Annotated in this window: 9 protein-coding genes; 6 read left to right on the forward strand and 3 right to left on the reverse strand. The window is 40.3% G+C overall.

The annotated features are described in order from the left end of the window. Positions 1–75 precede the first annotated feature (75 nt). Complete coding sequence (gene fdhF / locus L0B53_RS01055; RefSeq protein ID WP_235059468.1) at positions 76–4,272, reverse strand: formate dehydrogenase subunit alpha; 4,197 nt, start codon at positions 4,270–4,272, stop codon at positions 76–78. A 711-nt stretch (positions 4,273–4,983) separates the two neighbouring features. On the opposite strand from fdhF, the gene L0B53_RS01060 reads away from it, so the two are divergent. After that, positions 4,984–5,913, forward strand: coding sequence for a DUF368 domain-containing protein (locus L0B53_RS01060; protein WP_235059469.1), 930 nt, complete (start codon positions 4,984–4,986; stop codon positions 5,911–5,913). Positions 5,914–6,410: 497 nt separating this feature from the next. After that, entirely contained in the window at positions 6,411–6,653 is a 243-nt protein-coding gene (locus L0B53_RS01065) for an Lpp/OprI family alanine-zipper lipoprotein (protein WP_235059470.1), read from the forward strand. Positions 6,654–6,744: 91 nt separating this feature from the next. Here the strand turns inward: L0B53_RS01065 and L0B53_RS01070 are convergent, their stop codons facing one another. Further along, a complete protein-coding gene (locus L0B53_RS01070; RefSeq protein ID WP_235059471.1) occupies positions 6,745–7,662 on the reverse strand; it encodes a L,D-transpeptidase family protein in 918 nt (305 codons plus the stop codon). A 324-nt stretch (positions 7,663–7,986) separates the two neighbouring features. On the opposite strand from L0B53_RS01070, the gene msrP reads away from it, so the two are divergent. The 4 genes from msrP (at position 7,987) to L0B53_RS01090 (ending at position 11,624) form a co-directional block, all read left to right on the forward strand. Beyond that, a complete protein-coding gene (gene msrP, locus L0B53_RS01075) occupies positions 7,987–9,000 on the forward strand; it encodes a protein-methionine-sulfoxide reductase catalytic subunit MsrP (protein ID WP_235059472.1) in 1,014 nt (337 codons plus the stop codon). Positions 9,001–9,002: 2 nt separating this feature from the next. After that, a complete protein-coding gene (gene msrQ / locus L0B53_RS01080) occupies positions 9,003–9,656 on the forward strand; it encodes a protein-methionine-sulfoxide reductase heme-binding subunit MsrQ (RefSeq protein ID WP_235059473.1) in 654 nt (217 codons plus the stop codon). Between the two features lie 59 nt (positions 9,657–9,715). Continuing rightward, entirely contained in the window at positions 9,716–11,038 is a 1,323-nt protein-coding gene (locus tag L0B53_RS01085; RefSeq protein WP_235059474.1) for an MATE family efflux transporter, read from the forward strand. Between the two features lie 166 nt (positions 11,039–11,204). After that, positions 11,205–11,624, forward strand: a complete 420-nt coding sequence (locus L0B53_RS01090; RefSeq protein ID WP_235059475.1) for a glycine zipper family protein — start codon at positions 11,205–11,207, stop codon at positions 11,622–11,624. A 92-nt stretch (positions 11,625–11,716) separates the two neighbouring features. On the opposite strand, the gene L0B53_RS01095 is transcribed toward L0B53_RS01090, so the two are convergent. Further along, positions 11,717–12,691: a sugar-binding transcriptional regulator gene (locus tag L0B53_RS01095; protein WP_235059476.1), complete on the reverse strand. Its 975-nt coding sequence runs from the start codon at positions 12,689–12,691 to the stop codon at positions 11,717–11,719. Positions 12,692–13,002: the final 311 nt, after the last annotated feature.

Consider the following 13,002-nt stretch of genomic DNA (forward strand, 5'->3'; position numbering starts at 1 on the left):
CAAACTAGACAAAAAAAGTCCACAACAATTCATGTTGTGGACTTTCTCTTATTATGTCATATCAGAGTATTAAAACTAAACTGATGCGCTCTCAGTCGTCGCTTTTTCTACAACCACTTCGACAGCAACTTCCACTTTGGCAGCCGCAACTTTAAACTCAGGGATCTTCGCTGTTGGATCAACTTCTGCAATCGTTAAACGGTTCGCTGGTGCTTCGGCAAAATGGAAGGGAACAAACACCACCCCTGCTTGCATTCGTTTAGTAATAAAGGCAGGCGCAGTAATATTACCACGACGCGTCGTCACTTTAATTGGCTGACTGTTAGTTACATTTAGTCGTTCCGCATCCGCAACAGAAATCATGATTCGAGGGCCAGCAATGTTCTCCAAACCTTTTGTCTTACGGGTCATCGTTCCTGTATGGAACTGTTCCAATAGACGACCTGTTGTTAAGATCATTGGGTAATCACTATCAGGTAATTCCGCAGCATAACGGAATGCCACAGGCACTAACTCCGCTTTACCACGAATAAATTTCTCTTGATGCATCACTCGCGTTCCTGGATGGTTATCATCAGGACAAGGCCACTGGAGACCCGCACCTTCAACACGCTGCCAACTGATGCCGCCATATTGAGGAGTAACTTGACAGATTTCATCGGTGATCTGTTGTTCGTTTTGGTAATTCCAATCAGCTCCCATCGCTTGAGCAATCTGCTGGATAATCTCCCAGTCATTACGCGCTTCACCCGGTGCATCTAACGCTTTATGTAAACGTTGAACACGACGCTCTGTATTAGTGAAATGCCCTTCTTTTTCTGCAAATGAGAAAGATGGTAGCACGACGTCTGCATATTGCGCTGTTTCTGTTAAGAAAATATCTTGAACGACTAAGAAATCCACTTTATCAATCGCTTCTAATACGTGATGCTGGTCAGGATCCGATAATACCGGATTTTCACCCATCACATAAAGGCCACGAACAGACTTATCACACATGCCATCAATAATTTCAGTTAGTGTTAAACCAGACTCCTTTGATAGATGTGGCGCATTCCAAGCATCAACGAACTTCTGATGTACGGTTGGATTGTAAACTTTCTGATAACCTGGGAAGTTATTCGGCAGTGCACCCATATCACAGGCACCCTGTACATTAGATTGGCCACGTAATGGATTAATACCACCGCCTTCAATACCAATGTTACCCAAAATCAACTGTAGGTTAGCAATAGAACGAACATTATCATGACCTGTCGTATGCTGAGTGATCCCCATTGAATAATATACAGCCACTTTTTCAGACAGCCCGAACATTCTTGCCATCTGCATGATATCTTGCTCTGATACACCGGTGACAACAGCGACTTTATCAAGGGCATAACGCTCAGACATCACCTCTAGCTGAAAGTCATCATAACCTTCAACTCGATTTGCCAAGTACTCACTGTCTTGCCAGCCATTTTTAATAATCTGCTGCATAATACCGTTGATTAACATCACATCGGTACCTGGACGTTGCGCGACATAAAGATCGGCATCATCGGCGATTAAGATTCGTTTTGGATCGGCAACCACCAGCTTCGCCCCTTTTTTAACCGCTCGTTTAATATGAGAGCCAATAATAGGGTGTGCTGATGTGGTATCTGAACCGATAATAAAGATCAAATCAGAATGTTCAATACTTGGAATGTCATTGGTCATCGCCCCACTACCTAACGATGCTTCTAGACCAGTTACTGTCGAGGCGTGACAAAGACGCGCACAATGGTCGACATTATTAGTACCTAATTCACGGCGAATAAACTTCTGGAATAGATAGTTATCTTGGTTGGTGGTTTTCGCAGAAGAGAAACCAGCCAATGCATCTCCACCATGTTGCTCTTTGATCTCACCAAATTTAGCGGCAATTTTCTCAATCGCTTCATCCCATGTCGCAGGAACAAGCTCACCATTTTTGCGAATCAATGGCGTTTTTAAACGAGATTCGCTGGTGATAAAGTCAAAACCGAAACGACCTTTAACACACAACATCCCTTCGTTGACCGGAGACTCATCTGTTCCTTCAATATAGCGGATCTGATTGCTGCTCTCATCGATAAACATGGTCACTTTACAACCAACACCACAGTAAGTACAAATCGTCTCAACAGGCTTTAATACCTCTAGACGACCTTGTGATTTATCACGTTTATCCACCAATGCACCGGTTGGACAAGCCTGAACACAAACACCACACTGAACACAGCTAGAATCCGCCATTTGATGACCATCAACAAAGTTTGGACGGCATTGAGGCTCACCGGCTTTAAATTTGAAAATACCGTGAGCGGCATCTTCACCACAAGCGGAAACACACTGACCACAACTGATACAGCGGTTCGCATCAAAGGTAATAAATTCACTGCTATCATCAACAACAAATTTTTGACGCTCTTCATTAAAGAGTTCAGCTGCGCCCTCTTCAACTTTATACTCAGTTGAATAATCACGAAGTTTACAGTCGGTATTAGCCTGACAGCCACACTCTAGACAGCGAGCGGCTTCTTTCATCGCTTCATCGCTGCCAAACCCTAACTCAACTTCATCAAAGCTCAATTCACGCTGCGCTGTTGTCAGCTCTGGCATAATAACGCGAGCCACTTCTTTAATATGGTTGAGTTGGGTTGTATCAACTTGCTTTAACTTTTTCTCTTTTTGAGCATTGAATGGCGTTTGTGGGATATCTTCCATTTTTCCTGCAAAGAAGTGATCAATCGCAACCGCGGCACGGCGGCCATCAGCAATCGCTTCAATCGCTGTAGCCGGACCACGACGGAAATCACCAATCGAGAATAAGTTATTCGCGTTACCATCCTCACAAGGGGAATGCATACTTAATGGATGCGCATCTGCCGTATTCCATCGAGTTAGTGGAATGTTCAGATCTTGATCATCAAGGAAGCTTAGATCTGGCTTTTGCGATACCGCGGCAATAACCGTATCAAATTCTTCAAAGATATATTCACCCGTCGCTTGTGGACGACGACGACCAGAATCATCAGGCGCACCTAAGGCCATAATCTCAAGCTTCACGGTTTTAACATTGCCATTTTCATCCGCAATATTTTCTACCGGGTTGGTTAGGAAGTGGAATTTAACACCTTCATGTTCAGCTTCATCGACTTCATAATCTTCGGCTGGCATCTCTTCACGAGTACGACGATAGATAAGCGTGGTATCTGCACCCGCACGAGCTGCGGTGCGCGCACAGTCAATTGCCGTATTACCACCACCAATCACTGCGACTTTCTTACCTGTTACCATGGTTTGTTCAGTCACATAATCTTTTAAGTAATCGACACCTAAATAACAACCACCTAGCTCACTACCGGTATAGTTCATCTCTACAGCAAGAGATGCACCAACAGCCAAACAAACTGCATCATATTCAGCTGAAAGATCGGTTAACTGGATATCTTGCCCCAATTTCACATTGGTTTTGATCTCCATACCGTTGGCACACATATGTTCAACTTCTTTATCCAAAATAGATTTAGGAAGACGATACTCAGGAATACCGTAACGTAACCAACCCCCCGTTTCTGGCATTGACTCAAAAACCGTGACGTTGTAACCTTCATTGGATAGATAATAACCACAGGTTAATCCACCTGGCCCACTACCCACAACAGCAATAGATTTGCCTTTTTCTTCACCTTTTGGTGGCACATAAGGGTTTCCACCTTCAAGATCAACATCAGCCGCATGGCGTTTTAATTGACGAATAGCGATAGGCTCATCAACGGCAGATCGACGACACTCGGCTTCACAGAAAGCAGGACAAACTCGACCAATAGAGAGTGGCATTGGTAGCGTTTTAGTGATCACTTCAAGGGCTTTTTTATTATCCCCTTGAGCGATATGAAATAGGTATGATTGAATATCTACACCAGCTGGACAAGCTGTTTGGCAAGGTGCCTGACAGTCTGCATAGTGGTCACTCATAATACGAGTTAATGCTTCTTTACGGTGCAGTGCGAGTGCCTCTGAATGAGTAATAACATTGATAATGTCAGAAGTCTCTGTGGTTGCTTTTAAATCAAACTCACAAGCTCTGACTTTTCCTTGTCCTTCCACCTCGACAACACAAAGATCACAAGGAATTTTTTCCCCATCTCTATTTTGACCACATAAAGAAGGGATCTCTATATTATTGTCAGTTGCCACTTTTAATAGTGTTGTATTTTCTGTTACCTGAATCTGTGTTCCATCGAGTACGACTTGAACCATGATAGCCTCAATTTTTAGTTATTATGGAAAGCTCAATACCTACTTATTAGAAACATGCAAACCAGTGCATATCAATGCTAGTTAGCTGTTTTTTAAAGTAATCATATAGGCTTTCTCGCATCATTAGCACGAGCATAAGCCGGAGCCTATTTTTATATTTAATCTACGCTATACGAAATTAATGCCAAAAACGTTGATTTAGATAAAGTATTGATAAATTTGTGACTTGTATAAAAGTTATAACGTGACGCTTACAACATCCTCAGCCATTATACGCTATCAATATGAGATAAATATCACTCTGAGAGTCGCAATATTGCAAACTTACTACTGTGATTTAAAGGAAAGTAATTCAAAAAAAAGCGATTGATACCATTGCACAACAACACTCATATCCAAAAAAAGTGATCCATGGCACTCAAAAAAAGTAAAATATTTTATTGTTCACTAAATTAATCTCGACCCATTTCGTTCATCTTGCGTTCTTTATACTTGAGGCTGCACTCATTGACCGCCTACTAGCAACGCCAATTATTTTAGGTATAGAAGTATAAATTAACGTTATGGTCAAAATAATGATCAACAAACAGCCTGTTTTCTTTTGAAATTTAGATAAAAAATGGATATCGACAAAAATATCCAACGATTGACCATTAAAAAAATAACAATGCGCTGTATAATTAATATAACTTTCCACAACGATAAAAAATAATGAATCAATACCTTAAAACATTTTTCAAAGGCATGGCAATGGGTGCCGCCGACGTTATCCCAGGTGTATCTGGAGGAACGATTGCTTTTATTACAGGGATCTATGACACGCTACTTGAGAGTATTCGCCGTGTAAATCCAAGCATATTTGGCCTTTGGAAGAAACAAGGATTAAACGCTGTTTTAACCCATATTAATGCTAAATTTCTTATTGCTGTTTTTGGCGGCATAATTACCAGCATCTTCACGTTAGCGCGTTTGATTACTTGGTTATTAGAGACACATCCAATCCCTCTTTGGTCATTCTTTTTTGGTCTCATTATCATTTCAGTCATTTTCATGCTTAGACAAGTTGAAAAATGGCAAGCTTTTAAGGCTGTTGTTTTGATTATTGGCGCTATCTTTGCGTGGACAATCACAATTATTAGCCCTATTACTTTAGAGCCAACCAATATTAATATTTTGTTTGGTGGTGCATTAGCTATCTGTGCAATGATTTTGCCCGGTATTTCTGGTAGCTTTATCCTATTATTACTTGGCTTATATGGGCCGGTTATCGGTGCAGTAAAAGCATTCGATGGAACGACATTACTGCTTTTCTTATCCGGTTGTATTATTGGGCTATTAAGCTTCTCGCATCTTCTCTCTTGGTTACTAAAGCATGCTCGAGATTACGCCCTCTGCTTCTTAACCGGGTTAATGGTTGGCACTTTAGGTAAAATGTGGCCATGGAAAGAAGTATTAACTTGGAGAACAAACTCTAAAGGTGTTGAGGTGCCTTTAGTTGAGCAAAATCTAATGCCTCATACTTTCGAACAAGTAACGGGTCAACCAGCCCTTATCGGTTGGGCAGTTATTGCGATGGTTGCAGGTATTGTTATCGTTGGCTCTTTAGAGTTATTTGCTGATAAAGATCACGATAAAAAATAGCAAGTATCGAGTAAATACCGATTAAAGAATAACTCAAAACCCAATATTGATGCTATTTCAATATTGGGTTTCTTTTTTCTGCTTATACCTAAAGTCATTGGCGTTGCCATTAGGTAGCAAGTAATGAGACCCCATGAATATAAGTTTTCTATATAATTGAACGAATGAATATAGCCAACAACCTAGCAACTTCAAGTAAGAAGTGGATATACACAACCCTTCAATACTTCAGATTAGATAACAGAAGATCAATAACATAAAGATAAAATTCAAATATATGCCATAATAAAGATGTTTTATACCTAAAGTCATTGGCGTTGCAAGTAGGCGGTAAATGAGTGAGGCCCCATGAATATAGATATACTATATCATTGAGGCGAACGAATGCAGCCAACAACCTAGCAACTTCAAGAAAGGTATATACCCCAAATAATTGGAGTTACTAGTAGCTTCAAGTCTCAAGGGGATAGTGATCATTTAAGTAAGGATTATTGACTATGAATAAAAAACTTATCGCAACGGCTATCGTTGCTACGGCTTTTCTTGGTGGCTGTGCTGATAATACCCAACTACAACAAAGTGTGAATATTTTAACCAATAAAGTTGATCAGCTCTCCGCAGAAGTTGCTGCATTAAAGAGTGATGTTAAAGAATCAAAAATGGCGACTATGGATGCAAGGCAAGAAGCCGAACGTGCCAATGCGCGTATAGATAATGTAGCATCATCATATAAAAAATAATGACGCATTCCTTTTAAAGAAAGAGGGGAAATTTTGTTAAATTAATAATATGACCCTCTCTATTAGTCGGCCAAAAAGAAAACTGATACCATCAAAAAAGCTCTCGACTTATCTCCTCTAACGACGCTGTAATTTTTGTTGGCAAACCACTTTTAGTGTTCAATAACGAATCTACTAATTGACGATTTACGTCACCCGTTGAGATAAAATTCACGACATTATCGTCTAACTCGAGCCGACTTTGTTGATCGCTGTCTCTTTCGTTAGTGCTTAAACCGCTATGTACCTCTAACCATTTTGAGCCATCAGCTTCAATTGCACGTTTAATTGGCTGATTGATTATAGTCACCTTATCCCCTTGCTCAACTTGTGAAAATAACCACTCGATATTATCAGGACGAAGTCGAATACAACCTGCACTCACTCTTAAACCGATACCAAAATCTTTATTCGTTCCGTGAATTAGGTACTCACCATTACCATAAGCGAGGCGCAGCGCAAACAGACCTAATGGATTATTCTCTCCAGCAGGAACGATTTGGGGTAGCTCAACGCCTTTGGCTAGGTACTCTTTTCTGGTTTCTACGGTTGGTGTCCATGTTGGGTTTCTCTTTTTCTGAGATATAGTGACTGACATCTCAGGCGTTTCTCTTCCAACTCGCCCAATCCCAACAGGAGCGACATAAACTCGCTGCTGCTTTAAATCAAAATAATAGAGCCGCAATTCCGCTAAATTTATTACAATGCCTTCTCTTGGTGCATCAGGGAGTAGAGTTTGGGTAGGGATAATCAGACGATCCCCCGCAATAAGTAAGAAGGGGTCAACATTTGGATTAGCTTCTAACAATGCAAGAAATCCGACATTATATTGATCTGCGACTAACTGAAGGAACTCACCTTGCTTTACCGTGTGGTATTGGATTTTTCCTATTAATCGACTTTCGGACTTAGGTAAAGTGTAATAATTGATCGAAAAAACAGCATTATGTTGAATTTCAGTCTCCGTCATGCTTTCCGCTATGCTTTTTACGCTAAATGCGGCATTCAAAAGGATTATAAATATAAAAGTCTTCATTTTCTCACCGCAAATAAACGCCTAATCATTAACAACCTTTACTTTTTATTAATATTTATTGAACTATTTAGTTTAGTTACTATCCAATGCTTCATCTAATTTTTATCATTCCAAACGATAAACAACGCCTTTAAATGACTCACATAAGAAAATAGCAATAAGCTCAATATAAGTCAGACAATTCGAGTTGCTTAATTCTCTTTTATGGTCGATGTTTAACAGAGGAAGATAAAAATCATACCTAAGTAAGGAAAGAGTATGTTTATTCGAGTAAAAAAACCATCACAAATAAGCGAAAATGAGACAACCCCAGAAGAGGTTTATCATCAACGTAGAGATATTCTAAAAAAATTAGGTTTAGCGGCTGCCACGCTACCCATTACCACGACATCAGTACAAGCGAGTCTTTTTAATATTTTTGATGAAGAAGAAACGGCGGCGGTTGATCATCGCAAAACTCTCGAACATACCATTTGGCAACCTCGTCAACAATTAACAGCAACCCCTGAAGATAAAATTCTGCAATATAATAATTTCTATGAATTTGGTGCAAGCAAAACGGATCCTGCAAAAAATGCCACCAACTTTAAATCTGATCCTTGGCAAGTAGTCATCGATGGTGAAGTAGAAAAGCCAATAACACTCGGCTATGACGATCTTTTTAGTCAATTTTCCCTGCAAGAACGTCTGTATCGCCTTCGCTGCGTAGAAGCTTGGTCGATGAATGTCCCTTGGCTTGGCTTCCAACTCTCTGATATTTTGAAAATGGTTCAACCCACCAGCCGAGCAAAATATGTCACTTTCGAAACGCTGTACGATCCGGAGCAGATGCCCGGGCAAGCATCTCGAGTATTAGGAGGAGGAATCGATTTCCCTTATATTGAAGGGCTTAGAATGGATGAGGCAATGAACCCCCTAACGATGATTGCAGTTGGTCTATATGGTAAGACATTAGCCCCACAAAATGGCGCGCCATTACGTTTGGTTGTCCCATGGAAGTACGGCTTTAAGAGCATTAAATCGATTGTTAGAATTCGACTGACAGAACAACAGCCACCGACAACATGGCAATCTTTAGCGCCTAGTGAATATGGGTTTTATGCCAATGTGAACCCGACTGTTGATCATCCGCGTTGGAGTCAAGCCTCTGAGCGTTTTATTGGTGCGGGCTCACTATTTAAAACTCAGCGTCAAAAAACGTTAATGTTTAATGGATATCAAGAAGAGGTGGCTTCCCTTTATCGCAATATGGATTTGAGGAAGCTCTATTAATCATGGTAATCAAAGCTAAAAAGCGATCTGTTTTATCATCCACTCAAATTTTATTATTGAAGGTGTTAATCCACCTTCTTTCATTGGGTTTTATTGTTGCAATCTACCCATTGGCATTAAGAGGTTATTTTGGTGCCGATCCAACACCAGAGATTATTCACTATACAGGGAAAGGGGCGCTGCATCTCTTATTGATTAGCTTAATTATTTCACCTCTCGCTAAGCGATTAAAGCAAGGCGGATTAATTAGAGTCCGTCGTTTAGTGGGTATCTACTGCTTTATTTGGGCTTCATTACACTTATTCAGTTACAGTTATTTAGATTTAGGTTTTGACTGGTCATTGATTGGTTCTGAATTAGTTAAGCGCCCTTATCTGACATTAGGTGCGCTAAGTTGGATACTGTTATTCGCACTCACCTTAACTTCGTTGAATACAATACGAAAAAAAATGGGCGTAAAATGGCAAAAGCTTCATAATTTCATCTACTTGGTCGCTATCATTGCGCCTATTCACTATCTTTGGTCTGTTAAATCAGGCATTATTGAGCCCGCTATCTATTTAATATTTTCGCTTTGGTTATTATCTTTACGTAAAAGCAAATTTGTCATATTTAAAAGCAATAAATCAAAGAACAATAAGCTAAAGAGCAATTAACGAAAGAAAAATAAACGCGAAACCTAACGACAAAGGATTAATACGCAACAAGGATAAACGTGAACAACTCACTGGCTCTTGATCAAGCCCCAATAAAAACCCTATTTTGGCGCTATACGCTTCCCACCATCGCTTCTATGTTAGTGACAGGTGTCTACGTCATTATCGATGGTATGTTCGTTGGTCACTTTTTAGGTGAACAAGGATTAGCGGCAATTATGCTAGGCTATCCTATTGGGGCTATTCTCTATGCGATAGGTGCATTGTGGGGAATGGGCGCATCTGCATTAGTATCAATCAAACTCGGACAAAAAGAGACCGTACAGGCACAGTCCATCGTTGGACAAGCACTCACATTATCTATCCTTTCAGGCTTGTTATTAACAACATTGGGGTTGTACTTTGGTCGAGATATATTGCTCCTCCTTGGTGCAGAGGGTGAGATTTTAGAACAGGCGTTAGACTATCTCCACTGGTATTACATTCTTGGGATATTTGCCATCTTGTCGATGTCATTCTCTGCCCTACTACGTAATGACGGACAGCCAACTCGTGTCACTTATATTATGATTTTAGGTGGCGTTTTGAATGTCATTTTTGATTGGATATTCATTGTTGTCATTCCTTGGCAGTTAAAAGGAGCAGCCATTGCAACCATGCTGGCACAAGCCATTACTGCAATCCTATGTCTATATCCCTTTTTTACGGCTAAAACTGAACTAAGAATTACTTGGCAAAGTATCAGACTTAACTTAGATACCAGTTGGCAAATTACCAAATTAGGTATGTCGAGTTTCTTAATGTATCTCTACCTATCCGTTGTCTTAACGTTACATAACTTTGCCTTTCTGCGTGTAGGACAAACTATCCATGTGGCTGCTTATAGTATTATTAGCTACAGCGAATCATTCTTTTATCTATTATTTGAAGGTATTGCTCTTGGCATTCAACCATTAACCAGCTTCAATACTGGAGCCAACAAGCCAAAGCGTGTTTTAGCCCTTCGTAATATGGCTTTTACCATCACATTAGTGGTGTCCATTATTTCTGTTATCGGGATTTATCTCTACCCGAGCTCCCTTGCTTATCTCTTTGCAGGAGATCATCAAGAACTCACCCCTTTTGTCGTTGAAGGAAGCCTGCTCTATTTTTGGGGGATCCCAATGGAAGGGTTACTTTTGGTCGGAGCCACTTATTTCCAATCGACTAATCGCCCTAAAGAAGCGTTGATACTAACCGGTGGAAAACTCATTTTAATCTTCTTTGTGATGGGAATTTTATCTTCACTGTTTGGTGTAACTGGGGTTTGGTTATCTCTTCCGGTATGCAGTACAATTTTGACAATTTGGATGCTCTACACCCTAAAACGGTTAAAGATATAAAACAACCCAATGTTAATAATTCCGACCAATCGTGATCAAAACGCATCGATTAATAACCAGTTGTTACCATAAATGAGAAACTGTTTTTCAAATTTAATTATCTTGTTTTTACTATTTTTAGATTAAACTGAAAATGTCAATTTACATAACTTAATTAGGTATAGAAATGAATCGCAAAACCCTTTTGATAACAGCGTCTATTTTAGCTGGCTCTCTTTTTTCTGTTAATGCCATCTCTGCTACTAATCTAATTATTGACCAGCAAGGGCTTGATCAAGAAAAGTACAGTGCTGATATGTATCAATGCCAACAATTAAGCCATCAAGTACAAGAAGGTCAAACAGGTACAGTCGTTGGTGGAGCAGCTCGTGGGGCGGCTCGTGGGGCTGCAGTTGGAGCCGCAGGTGTTGCAATTGCAGGCGGGTCTGGCAGTGAAGGGGCAAAAGTTGGCGCAGGAATTGGTGTTGCTACGGGTCTACTTGGTCACCGTCGTGCAGAACAAGCTAACGCTGCCGCTTATAATAACGAAGTTGACACCGTTATGCGCAACTGCATGACTAATCGTGGCTATAAAATCTTGAACTAAATAGATCAATCATAGATTATATTGATGACTTAAAGAGTAAAATCATTCAGGACAATCAGCCAAGGTCGGCTTTTTCACTCAATCAACGAAGATTATCGCAATTGCTGATCCAAATTTAGAATCGTTAATGCATTGCTAACACTGGTTGCTAAGACATCAATAACGCCACTGCGTAAAGCACCAAGTAAAGCGAGGGGTTTGCTACTTTCGGCTGCAATCGCTATCACTTCAGATATTTGTCTAAACTCTTCACTATTTAAGCCGATAACGCGATCACTCATGACCGTATTGGCAATTTGACCGTTAATATCAAAAAAGTCATAACCAGCCAAATCACCCACAACCCCTTGGTTTATTCTTGACTCCACCACTTCTTGTGCAGTAAACCATCCCAAATCGACCATGTAGCTATTTTCACTCATATCACCCACACCAATTAATGCAACATCAGCTTTACGCGCCAGATCTAAAGTTTGCTTAACGGTGCTATTTTCCATAAAGGCACTTTTCTGTAAGGCATTTTCAGCATAAGCGGGTGCATAGAGCGTTTCGCTACTGCCACCAAATTTTTTAGCAAACTGACGGCAGATATGATCCGCATTATACTGACCGCCTCTCGGATGGATTCCCCCAATACCACAAACAAATTTACAGTGTCTTGGTGAAGCAACACCGACAAAGTGAGCCACAGAAGAGACATTTCGTCCTTGTCCTACCGCTACCACCATACTATTTTTTAAATGGCTATTTAGGTAGTTAGAGACGAGCCCCGCAACTTGTTCTCGTTGTCCATCTTCAGTCGATTGATCGAGGGCGATTAATGCTCTTTTAATACCAAAGCGTTCGATTAAACGCTGTTCAATTTGAGCACTAAATACCGGATGATACTTAACCGTGATCTCAACGATTCCTTCATCTCTTGCTCGCTTTAAAAGCCGTCCTACTTTGGCGCGAGAAATAGTGAACTTCTTAGCTATCTCTTCTTGTGTCGCACCATCTTGGTAGTAAGCCACTGAAATCTCGGTTAAGAGATCACTGTCATCATTCATTGTGTCGTTATGGTTCATTGTCTGTTTTATCTCTTATGATTGTGACTACCCAGTAATGCACGCACTGAGGATCAATATTGTTATCCCCTTCATACTTGAAGTCACTAGCTTGTTGCCTGGACTCTTTCGCCCCAATTATATAGTGCAACCATACTCATGGGCCTCACTCACTTGCCGTCTACTCGCAATTCCGATTATTATAGGTATCGAACCTTACCGTTAATATAATTCGTAATTAAAACAGAACCTTTCTATATCGGTAAATTTTTTATCTATACTTTAAACTGCCTTAATTATAAATCATTATACATCCGCTCATGTGCATTACA

Source organism: Vibrio sp. SS-MA-C1-2 (assembly GCF_021513135.1).
GTDB lineage: Bacteria > Pseudomonadota > Gammaproteobacteria > Enterobacterales > Vibrionaceae.

Bases quoted from the DNA above. Each gene is read 5' to 3' on its own strand.
- fdhF (WP_235059468.1), bottom strand. From the start codon at position 4,272: ATGGTTCAAGTCGTACTCGATGGAACACAGATTCAGGTAACAGAAAAT.
- L0B53_RS01060 (WP_235059469.1), top strand. From the start codon at position 4,984: ATGAATCAATACCTTAAAACATTTTTCAAAGGCATGGCAATGGGTGCC.
- L0B53_RS01065 (WP_235059470.1), top strand. From the start codon at position 6,411: ATGAATAAAAAACTTATCGCAACGGCTATCGTTGCTACGGCTTTTCTT.
- L0B53_RS01070 (WP_235059471.1), bottom strand. From the start codon at position 7,662: ATGACGGAGACTGAAATTCAACATAATGCTGTTTTTTCGATCAATTAT.
- msrP (WP_235059472.1), top strand. From the start codon at position 7,987: ATGTTTATTCGAGTAAAAAAACCATCACAAATAAGCGAAAATGAGACA.
- msrQ (WP_235059473.1), top strand. From the start codon at position 9,003: ATGGTAATCAAAGCTAAAAAGCGATCTGTTTTATCATCCACTCAAATT.
- L0B53_RS01090 (WP_235059475.1), top strand. From the start codon at position 11,205: ATGAATCGCAAAACCCTTTTGATAACAGCGTCTATTTTAGCTGGCTCT.
- L0B53_RS01095 (WP_235059476.1), bottom strand. From the start codon at position 12,691: ATGAACCATAACGACACAATGAATGATGACAGTGATCTCTTAACCGAG.